Annotated in this window: 1 protein-coding gene; it reads right to left on the bottom strand. The window is 54.5% G+C overall.

Annotated elements, in window-relative coordinates:
* On the bottom strand, positions 1–297 hold a 297-nt coding region (locus tag IEY18_RS17345; protein ID WP_194468935.1), incomplete at both ends, for a cadherin-like domain-containing protein.

Below are 297 nucleotides of genomic sequence, written 5' to 3'. Positions count from 1 at the left end.
TTCGACGGAAGAGGTGCCTTCCAATACTGAGCCCGTAATCGGCGTATCTTCAGCGGTGCTGACCACTTCGTTCGCATCCACAAACGGATCGGTTTCTGGCGTGACCGAAATGGTTAAGGTTGAGGTGTCATTGCTGAGGCCATCGGTGAGCAGATAAGTCACCACTGGCACCGGCCCGTTATAGTTCAGAGCCGGGGTAAAGCTGTAGCTGCCATCGGTGTTTAAGATCAACACCCCAATACCGGCGATGGTGACGCTATCGCCTGCATTGTAAGTGCTGTTATCGCCGGCGACCGT

The organism is Shewanella gelidii (assembly GCF_014647855.1).
In the GTDB taxonomy this organism is placed as follows: Bacteria; Pseudomonadota; Gammaproteobacteria; order Enterobacterales; family Shewanellaceae; genus Shewanella; species Shewanella gelidii.
The sequence above is the reverse complement of the archived record's forward strand: the minus strand, read 5'-3'. Positions and strand labels throughout refer to the sequence as shown.